Raw genomic sequence first — 8,193 nt, forward strand, 5'->3', positions numbered from 1 at the left:
CGAGCGGGCAGCCCAAGACCTGCACACGTTGGCGCAGAAGTTGCAGCAGACGGTGGCTGTTTACCGGTTGTAGCGCGAGGTTGCTATGCTTTCGAATGACGATATTCAAGCGCAAGTGCTGGCCGTCTTTCGCGCCGAGCAGGCCGAACATCGCCAGACCATTGCTGACATCTTGCTCGACCTTGAGCGCGCGCCGGAACAGTCGCCGCAACGTGAACCGATTGACCAACTGTTCCGGGCCGCCCATAGTCTGAAGGGTGGCGCGCGCGCCGCCGGGGTGCGCTCGGTTGAGCAGATTGCCCATCAGATTGAAAACGTCTTTGCGGCGCTTCGCCAGCAACGCCTGACCTTGACGGCTGAGATTTGCGATGTGATCTACCATGCGCTCGATCTGATCGGCGCATTGATGGATCAGGCCATGCCCGGCGCGGTAGCTGATGAGGCGGCGTTTGCCGCACTATTAGCCCAATTGGCCGCCATCACCCAGACTGATGCGCCGCCGGTGCCCGAACCGGTTCCGGTAGCGCCTGCACGCACCGTTGCGGCGCCGGCCACTCCGGCGGAAACGAGTATCAGAGTTGATGTCGCCATTCTCGATAACCTGATGCACGAAGTCGGTGAATTGCTGACCAGTACCTTACGCTCACGGCAGTTGGCGCGTGATCTGCAAGCGTTAGCACCCCAATTTGAACGGTGGCGACGCGCGTGGCGGCGCGCAGCGCCCGTAGTGCGCCGGGTGCAGCGCCGCGCTGTGCCGCATACCTCTGGCAAAACCGATACCGACGACACCCAAGCCATCGTCACGACGCTAGAACAGGCGAATGCGCTCATCGATGAGCTTAACGCAGCGATAAGTCGCGTCGCTGCCCGCGCCCGCGAAGACCACGACCGTCTCAGCGCGATCAGTGGCCGGTTGCAAGCCTATGTCCAACAAACTCGGATGGCGCCGCTCAGCGGGATTGTCGGGCCGTTGCGTTTGCACGTGCGCGAGTTGGCCCGCAGCGCCGGTAAAGAGGTTGAATTTGTGATCGATGACGGCGGCGCGGAAGCGGATCGACAAGTTCTCGATCAGGTGCGTGAGATTTGTTTGCACCTGCTGCGTAATGCTATCGATCACGGTATCGAGTTGCCTGACGTGCGGCAGGCGCAGGGCAAGTCTCCCACCGGTTTGGTGAAGCTCATCGCAGCTACCACTGGTGACCGGCTGGTCATTACGCTGAGTGATGATGGCGCCGGGATTGATTTGGAACGGGTGCGCCAGCAAGCTATTGCCAGCGGCTTGTTAACTCGTGAGCAAGAGACGGTTGATCAAACCGTTCTGCTCGACCTGATCTTCGTCCCCGGTTTTTCAACCAAAAGCAGCGTCAGCGCATTATCAGGGCGCGGGGTTGGGCTTGATGTCGTGCGCACGAGCGTTGAACGGATGGGTGGGCAGATCCGGGTTGAGACCACGCTTGACCAAGGCACGACGTTCATGCTCAGTTTGCCGCTGACCTTGCAACGTTCTCATGGTCTGCTGATCCACGTCGCGAAGCATACCTTTGCCATCCCGCTGGATAGTTTGCAGCGGATTGTGCCGGCCACTCGCGAACGGGTGCGGATGTTGGAAGGGCGCGCCGTGTTGTTGATGGAAGGACGGCCATTACCGCTGATTCCATTGGGACAGTTGTTTGGGATGAACAGCGAGAGCGCGATTGATCTGGATGAAGCCAAGCCGGTACTGATCCTTGGTGTGAACGAGCGGCAAATCGCTTGCCTTGCGGATGCGATCAGTGAAGAACTGGAATTGGTTGTTCATCGTCTGCCGGCCCCGTTGCAGCGGGTACAGTTTGTGAGCGGCGCGGCGATCCTTGCCGACGGCAGTGTGGCCCCGATTCTGGATCCGGTTGATATGATCCGGGCCGCAATGGCGACTCGCCTTGGCGTGGCGTTGCCGGACAAAACGGTCGCTTCAGCGCAGGCGCCGGCCATCCTTGTGGTTGACGACTCTATCACGACACGCACACTTGAAAAGAACATTCTCGAGGCCGCTGGCTATCGGGTGCTGTTAGCCACCAACGGTCAAGAGGCGCTTGACCAACTGCGCGCAGCACAGGCCAACGGCGGCTGCCAATTAGTGCTGAGCGATGTTGATATGCCGCGCCTGAACGGTTTTGAATTAACTGAGCGCATTCGGTTGGATCCGCAACTCCGCCACTTGCCGATCGTGTTGGTGACGTCGCTCGATAGCCCAACCGACCGGGAACGCGGGCTGGCGGCAGGCGCCGATGCGTATATTGTCAAGCGCGCCTTTGACCAACAGGCGCTGTTGGCGACCATCGCGCGCTTGCTCTGAGATGAGCTATGAACCACGTCCGAGAACAACAAATCACCGTCAGCAGCGATGCTGACCTCATCCTCCTCCGCCAGATGTTGCGCCAGTGCGCGCGGACGATGGCGCTCACGCCGTCGCAGCAGGCGCGCGTGACCGCCGCAGTGAGCGAAGTCGTGCGCGCGTTGATTCATCAATTTAGCAGTAGCACGATTACCATTCACTGCGATGATGGCGATCGGCGTCACGCGCTGGTGATCGAGTGCGATACGGAGATTGAGGCGTATCATCGGGTGGCTCGCCAAGCTGCCGTGCAAACGGCATATACGCTGGTTGATGAAGTGAAGGTGCAACAGTCGCCGATTGGTTGCCATCTAGCGATGAAGATTCGCGCAGAGTAGCTTATGATGTCACATACCTTTGTCACCTTCCGCGCCGGCAATCAGATGTTTGCTCTTGCTCTGAGAGTTGTGCAACAGGTGGTGCGGTTGCCGGCCATCACCCCGGTTGCCGGTGCGCCGCCGGCTATCGCTGGTCTGCTCGATTTCCATGGTCGGCTGATCCCGGTGTTGATCGGACATTATCTGCTCGAACAGCCGGTGAATATCCATCTGAACAGCATGGTGATGATTCTGGGAGTAGATGTGGATCAACCGCAGCTCGGCTTGCTGGTTGATGAGGTGTTTGGGGTCTATCAAGCGCAGCCTGCCGATCTCATCCCGCTGGCGCTCGGCAGTCACGTGCTGGCAGCATCGCTTCGCACTCATGATGGTATCATACCGGTACTTGATCCAGAGGCATTAGCGATGTATGCGCAGGCGGTTGCCGCACCGGCACGGGTTGCGTAGGAGCGTTATGAAATCACATGCTGCGCCGATTCGGGTGTTGCTCGTCGAAGATTCGCCGAGCCAGTTGCAGTTGCTCCGGGCCTATCTTGCGGCTACGCCGGATCTCGTAGTGGTTGGTACGGCAACCAATGGCCAAGAAGCGGTACAATCGACGCTGCGCCTCCGCCCCAATATTGTGGCGATGGATATTCATTTGCCGGTGTTTGATGGCTATGAGGCGACGCGCCAGATTATGCAACATCAGCCAACCCCAATCGTGTTGTTTAGTTCGAGTGCCGGCGATGCTGAACAGCGGGCAATGGCGGCGCTGGCTGCCGGCGCGTTGGCTGTGGTGCGCAAACCGGCTGGGCCGGCTGATCCGGCCAGCGTCACCGACCGCGAACAGTTTATTCGCACCCTGCGCCTCATGGCTGGGGTGAAGGTGGTCACTCGCCATCCGCCCCGCCCGACACCAGTGCGCGTGCCACGTACTCCCACTGCCAATGTTGAACTGGTAGCCATTGCTTCGTCAACCGGTGGCCCTGCCGCTTTGCAAACCTTGCTCACCGACCTCGGCCCGCGCTTGCCGGTTCCGGTCGTTATTGCCCAGCACGTGGCAGTCGGTTTCGCGCAGGCTCTCGCCGGCTGGCTAGGCAGTGTGGCCCCGCAACCGGTGCATGTAGTCAGCGAAGAACTGCCGCTGATTCCCGGCCACGTCTATCTGCCGAACGACAATCTACAGCTCGTGATTAGCCAACCGGGCAGGGTTGGCGTGATTGCCGGCACTGATGCCGATCACTATTGTCCCAGCGGCGATTATCTGTTTGCAAGTGTTGCCCGCCACTATGGGAGTCGGGCGATTGGTGTGATCATGACCGGGATGGGTGAGGACGGCGCGCGCGGCTTGGCTGAATTGGCCGCTGCCGGCGGCATTACCTTCGGTCAAGATGAGGCGTCGTGCGTCGTCTATGGGATGCCGAAAGCGGCCAAGGCACTAGGCGCGGTGCGCCATGAATTGCCGCTCGAACGGTTGGGCCTGTCGATTGCCGCCCTGCTCGCTTCGGCTCAGAGCAAGGATTGATCATGTTGAGCGACGATCTCTACCAACGCTTTGCCAGCCTTGTGCGTGAGCGGGCCGGTCTGTATTATCCGCCTCAGCGCCGGGCCGATCTGGCCTACGGTTTGCAACGCGCTGCCCAACAGCTCGGTGTGGCTGAGCCGGGCCAATTGCTGGCGTTGATCGAACGCTCGCCTGCCGCATGGAACGAAGTGATCGCCGAACTCACGATTGGCGAAACCTACTTTTTTCGCAATGCCGCCCAGTTTGCCGCCTTGCGCGAGGTCATCCTGCCCGATCTGATCCAGCGGCGCAGCATGGTGCGGTATGTGCGGTTGTGGAGTGCCGGCTGTGCGACCGGTGAGGAACCGTATTCGCTGGCCATCACCCTCCGCGAGGCGTTGCCTGCCGATCCGCCGTGGCAGATCAGCATTTTAGCGACCGATATCAACTTCCGCTTTCTCGAACGCGCCCGCGAGGCGCTCTACGGCAATTGGTCGTTTCGCGAGACGCCTGATGGGGTGCGCGAGCGTTACTTTATTCCCGAAAGCGGGCGCTGGCGCTTGCGTGATGAGATTAAGCGCGATGTCGTCTTCGCTTACCTCAACCTCGTCGAGCCGAGCTATCCTTCGCCGCAGTCAGGCATTATAGCTTTCGATATCATCTTCTGCCGCAATGTGTTGATCTATTTCGACGAACCTACCACCCAACAGATCGTCCAGCGGCTGTACGATGCCCTGACGCCCGGCGGCTGGCTGGTCGTTGGCCATGCCGAACCGAATATCGAACTCTACCGCCAGTTTGAAACCCACAATGCACCCGGCGCCGTGCTCTATCGCAAACCGTTGCAGGCACCGCCATTTACGCCGGCTACCACTGTCGTGCCGCCGGTTGCATCCAAACCCGCTCCGCCACCCTTGCCGGCCCCGTCTCGCCCTGTGCTCCCGGCCGCGAAACCAGCGCCGGCGCCGCCATCGTCTGATGAGTTGTTAAAGCAGGCGCGCGCCGCTGCCGATCGCGGTGATTGGCCCACTGCCCAAACCCACGTGCAAGCATTGCTAAAAGCGTATCCACTCTTTGCACCGGCCTACTACCTGCAAGCCCAAATCGCCGAACATCACGGCGCTCTCGATGAAGCGTTGGCCGATTATCGCCGGAGTGTCTATCTTGATCCGCACTTTGTGATGGGGTTGCTCGGTATGGCCGGGATCTTCGTGCGGATGAGCCAACCTGACCCGGCCCGCCGCGCGTTGCGACAGGCAGCGACGATCCTCGATCAGCTTCCCGCTGATCATATTGTTGATCCGTTCCACGATGGCACTGCCGCTGAGGTGCGTTCGTATCTCAACCTCTTGTTGCAGCACATCGGTGGATGAGTGGCGTTTGTAGTCATGCCCTCGTGTGACATCACCACCAAGCAAGAACATGGCTGGCATGATCCATGACGCGCCGGCATTGACGCCATGCCAAACTGATGGTAGTTTGAATATATACTACTATTGTTAATCGTCTTGCTTACGGAGGGATCATGCCCATTGTCACGATTGGCGACCGTACCATCACTGTTGAACCCGGTACGCGTTTAGTGTTAGCGATTGAGCAAGCCGGAATTGCGATTGGCCATCGCTGTGGCGGCTATGCCCGTTGCACGACCTGCCGGGTGGCGTTTGCCGCTGGTGAACCTGATGAGATGACCGCCGCCGAATATGCTAAGCTCAGCGAGCGTGGCCTGTTGGGCCAATACCGGCTCGCCTGCCAGATCATGTGCGACCGTGATATGGTCATTGCCGAAGTGCCGATGACTCTTGAGAGCCAAGGCTGGACTGATACCGGCCCGGCGCCGGAGCCAGCCGTTACCCCTGATCCGGCGACCCATCCGCGGGCGACGTTAGCGCAGGGCTAAACCTGCGCGAGGACCACCGTTGCGTTGTAGAGCCGGACGGCTGTCCGGCTCCGCGAAGGACGCAGAGGGCGCAAAGGGTTCAAACGCAAAGCCGCCAAGGTCGCAAAAAGCGCAAAGAGTTTTGGTGTGAGTCTCACCCTCTGCGTCCTCCGCGCCCTCGGCGGTTAACAATTCCCCCTCCCCCAGCGGGGTTGAGGGGCTGGGGGTGGGGGCGTCACTCCAAGGCGCAGAGCAAGCAAAGCCGCAAAGGGTCCAAACGCAAAGCCGCCGAGGACGCCGAGGGCGCGAAGACGTTGGAAATGTTGATCACCCTCCGTGCCCTCCGCGGTACACCTTCCCCCCTCCCCCAGCGGGGGAGGGACTGGGGGGTTATCAGCCCGCGCAGCGGGCTGCGTAACCCTAGCCCGGCCCTAAAGGGCCGGGTTCCAGACAGATGTTCTGTCCGCCCTTGAACCCCAGCGGGGGAGGGGGAGGTGACACCATCTCCCACCTAGGGAGGGCTGGGGTCGGGGCATGATCGGCATCTATGCTAACTAACATAACTATGACAGCTCCCTTTACCCGCCTCGCACTCCATCTGATCGGACTGCTGCCGCTCGCGTTGCTGATTGGTGACGCGCTCGGCGATCGGCTGACAGCCAACCCCATCCAATACCTCACCCAGCGTACGGGTTGGTTTGCGCTGGCGCTGCTCTTGGCGTCGCTGGCGTGTACGCCGCTGAACCGCTGGTTGGGTTGGAAGTCGGTGATGCGCTGGCGCAAGCCGCTCGGTCTTTACAGTTTTGGTTACGCCAGTTTGCACCTCGCCATCTTTGCTGCACTAGATTACGGTCTTGACCTTGACCTGATCGCGCAAGCGGTGATCGAAAAACGCTACATTATCGCCGGCTTTCTCGCTTTTCTACTGCTCGTACCGTTAGCCATCACCTCAACCGCCGGCTGGCAACGGCGGCTCAAGCAGTGGTGGCGGCGACTGCACCGGCTGGTCTATCTGGCCGCGGCGCTAGCAGTGGCCCATTACCTCTGGCTGAGCAAAGACCCCCGTCCGGCGCTGCTGGCCGGCGCACTGCTGGCTGCGCTCCTGCTAGCCCGCCTCCCCACTAGGCAAAGCTGGCAGCGCGTGGTACAATGGCGCTATGAGCGAACTCAAAGACAAACTCGTACTCGTCGTTGATGACGAGCCGCGCATGATTACCTTCATGCGCATGAATTTAGAGCTGGAAGGGATGCGGGTCACGACCGCTGCCAATGGCCGCGAAGCGGTCGAGAAGGTGCGCGAAGAGATGCCCGACATCGTGTTGCTGGACGTGATGATGCCGGTGATGGATGGGTTTGAGGCGTTGCGCCGCATCCGCAGCTTTTCGCAGGTGCCGGTCATCATTCTCACCGCCAAAGATGAGGAGGAAGACCGGGTGCGCGGCCTCGAACTCGGCGCTGACGATTATGTCGGCAAGCCCTTTAGCCAACGCGAGCTGGTCAGCCGCATCCGGGCCGTGTTGCGTCGCCACTACACCCAGCCGCCTATCCCGCAGACGCTGGTCAAGGTTGATAACCGGCTCAGCATTGACTTTGCCCGCCGCGAGGTGTTGGTTGACGGCAAGCGGGTCAATCTGCGCCCAACCGAGTACCGGCTGCTCTACCACTTGGTGCAGAATGCCGGCTATGTGCTGACCCACGAGATGCTGCTGAGCAAGGTGTGGGGGCCGGAATACCGCGACGAGAGCCATTATCTGCGCCTCTACATTACCTATCTGCGCCAAAAGATCGAAGAGGATCCGGCCAACCCCAAATACATTTTGACTGAACGCGGCGTTGGGTACCGGTTTGTCGATTTCCCCGGCGCACGCCGGATCAATCCGTCCGATGCGCTGGTGATGTAACGCTGCACGCGGCCAACAACCGTTCGGGTTGGCCGCGGTAATCGTCCCATGCCAACTCACCGCGAGCGATCCCGCCTAACACTCGCCATAACCCGGCATTGACCGGCGCGGCAAGGCCGTGCGCCGCCGTGGCGGCAACCACCGCGCCGTAGAGAAACTCGCCCTCGGAACGGGTGCGTCCGGCGCGCAGATCGCGCAACAGCGACGGGTCTTTG

Annotated in this window: 9 protein-coding genes; 8 read left to right on the top strand and 1 reads right to left on the bottom strand. The window is 60.5% G+C overall.

Going from position 1 to position 8,193, the window contains the following annotated elements; genetic code table 11:
- The first annotated feature begins 85 nt into the window (after window positions 1-85).
- The 8 genes from U9R81_RS13250 to U9R81_RS13285 all read left to right on the top strand — a co-directional run bounded on the left by U9R81_RS13250 (window position 86) and on the right by U9R81_RS13285 (window position 7,978).
- On the top strand, window positions 86-2,335 hold the full coding sequence (locus tag U9R81_RS13250) for a hybrid sensor histidine kinase/response regulator (protein ID WP_322495916.1): 2,250 nt from the start codon (window positions 86-88) through the stop codon (window positions 2,333-2,335).
- A gap of 8 nt (window positions 2,336-2,343) precedes the next feature.
- Complete coding sequence (locus U9R81_RS13255; RefSeq protein WP_322495917.1) at window positions 2,344-2,712, top strand: hypothetical protein; 369 nt, start codon at window positions 2,344-2,346, stop codon at window positions 2,710-2,712.
- 3 nt (window positions 2,713-2,715) lie between these two features.
- Entirely contained in the window at window positions 2,716-3,159 is a 444-nt protein-coding gene (locus U9R81_RS13260; RefSeq protein WP_322495918.1) for a chemotaxis protein CheW, read from the top strand.
- Between the two features lie 7 nt (window positions 3,160-3,166).
- Window positions 3,167-4,219: a chemotaxis-specific protein-glutamate methyltransferase CheB gene (cheB, locus tag U9R81_RS13265; RefSeq protein ID WP_322495919.1), complete on the top strand. Its 1,053-nt coding sequence runs from the start codon at window positions 3,167-3,169 to the stop codon at window positions 4,217-4,219.
- Between the two features lie 2 nt (window positions 4,220-4,221).
- Entirely contained in the window at window positions 4,222-5,571 is a 1,350-nt protein-coding gene (locus U9R81_RS13270; RefSeq protein WP_322495920.1) for a CheR family methyltransferase, read from the top strand.
- A gap of 152 nt (window positions 5,572-5,723) precedes the next feature.
- Window positions 5,724-6,098 carry a 2Fe-2S iron-sulfur cluster-binding protein gene (locus tag U9R81_RS13275; RefSeq protein WP_322495921.1) on the top strand — a complete coding sequence of 125 codons (375 nt, stop codon included), beginning with the start codon at window positions 5,724-5,726 and terminating at the stop codon, window positions 6,096-6,098.
- A gap of 544 nt (window positions 6,099-6,642) precedes the next feature.
- Entirely contained in the window at window positions 6,643-7,272 is a 630-nt protein-coding gene (locus U9R81_RS13280) for a sulfite oxidase heme-binding subunit YedZ (protein ID WP_322495922.1), read from the top strand.
- On the top strand, window positions 7,235-7,978 hold the full coding sequence (locus tag U9R81_RS13285; RefSeq protein WP_322495923.1) for a response regulator transcription factor: 744 nt from the start codon (window positions 7,235-7,237) through the stop codon (window positions 7,976-7,978). Before U9R81_RS13280 ends, U9R81_RS13285 begins: the two co-directional genes overlap by 38 nt.
- On the opposite strand, the gene U9R81_RS13290 is transcribed toward U9R81_RS13285, so the two are convergent.
- A partial coding sequence (locus U9R81_RS13290) for a ketopantoate reductase C-terminal domain-containing protein (RefSeq protein WP_322495924.1) occupies window positions 7,950-8,193 on the bottom strand: 244 nt, incomplete at its 5' end. The two genes, U9R81_RS13285 and U9R81_RS13290, sit on opposite strands and share 29 nt — an antisense overlap.

The organism is Chloroflexus sp., from assembly GCF_034435895.1.
In the GTDB taxonomy this organism is placed as follows: domain Bacteria; phylum Chloroflexota; class Chloroflexia; order Chloroflexales; family Chloroflexaceae; genus Chloroflexus.

Excerpts from the sequence above, each read along its gene's own strand:
- U9R81_RS13250 (WP_322495916.1), top strand. The coding sequence starts at position 86 with ATGCTTTCGAATGACGATATTCAAGCGCAAGTGCTGGCCGTCTTTCGC.
- U9R81_RS13255 (WP_322495917.1), top strand. The coding sequence starts at position 2,344 with ATGAACCACGTCCGAGAACAACAAATCACCGTCAGCAGCGATGCTGAC.
- U9R81_RS13260 (WP_322495918.1), top strand. The coding sequence starts at position 2,716 with ATGATGTCACATACCTTTGTCACCTTCCGCGCCGGCAATCAGATGTTT.
- cheB (WP_322495919.1), top strand. The coding sequence starts at position 3,167 with ATGAAATCACATGCTGCGCCGATTCGGGTGTTGCTCGTCGAAGATTCG.
- U9R81_RS13270 (WP_322495920.1), top strand. The coding sequence starts at position 4,222 with ATGTTGAGCGACGATCTCTACCAACGCTTTGCCAGCCTTGTGCGTGAG.
- U9R81_RS13275 (WP_322495921.1), top strand. The coding sequence starts at position 5,724 with ATGCCCATTGTCACGATTGGCGACCGTACCATCACTGTTGAACCCGGT.
- U9R81_RS13280 (WP_322495922.1), top strand. The coding sequence starts at position 6,643 with ATGACAGCTCCCTTTACCCGCCTCGCACTCCATCTGATCGGACTGCTG.
- U9R81_RS13285 (WP_322495923.1), top strand. The coding sequence starts at position 7,235 with ATGAGCGAACTCAAAGACAAACTCGTACTCGTCGTTGATGACGAGCCG.